At 52.1% G+C, this 862-nt stretch carries 1 protein-coding gene; it reads left to right on the forward strand.

The genetic code is table 11. The features are described from left to right. Positions 1–862, forward strand: an 862-nt coding sequence (locus tag ACX0G9_RS31685; RefSeq protein WP_459069007.1) for a condensation domain-containing protein, incomplete at both ends; no start/stop codon positions are given.

Raw genomic sequence — 862 nt, forward strand, 5'->3', positions numbered from 1 at the left:
GCGATCTGGCAGCGCCGGCATATAAGGGGTGAAGTATTGGAAAAGAAACTGGGCTACTGGCAGGAACGGCTGACGGGTTTGGAGCCCTTGAACCTGCCGACGGATTATGTTCGGCCTGCGACCCAAAGTAGCCGGGGAAGTGGGCTGCATTTTCGGATAGACAAGACGGTGAGCGAGTCGTTGCAGGAGTTCTGCCGCGGGCAAGGCGTGACCTTGTTCATGACGCTGCTGGCCACCTTTAAGGTTATGTTGTACCGTTATAGCGGTCAGGAGGACATAGTAGTTGGCAGTATCATTGCGGGTCGGCAGCAAGGAGAAGTGGAAGATTTAATCGGTTATTTTACCAATACGCTGGTGTTACGAAGCGATTTGAGCGGGAACCCCATTTTCCGGAAGTTCCTGCAGCAGGTGAAGGAGACCACGCTGGGGGCCTTCGAGCACCAGGAAGTCCCCTTCGAAAAAGTAGTGGAATCCCTGGTGAAGAAACGTGATCTGAGCCGAAGTGCCTTATTCGATGTGTTGTTTGTGGTACAAAATATGGAGGAGGCTGACATAGGCGCCGATAGTCTGCCAGGGCTGGAGCTGCGGCGGGAGAATGTGGTGCATGGAACGTCGAAGTTTGATCTGGCCTTTACGCTGACGGAAGGAAAAGAAGGTCTTGAAGGAAACATAGAATATTGCACGGACCTGTACCGGGAGGAGACGATATCCCGGATGATTGGTCACTATAAAGAATTATTGACATCCATCATATGGGAACCAGGGCTAAAGATCGATGACTTTTCCATGCTGACGACTCCGGAGCGTGAGTCGATACTGTCTTTTGGAGGGAATACCCCTTCGGTTATTGGGGAAGCCGGAA

Source organism: Flavitalea flava (assembly GCF_054461575.1).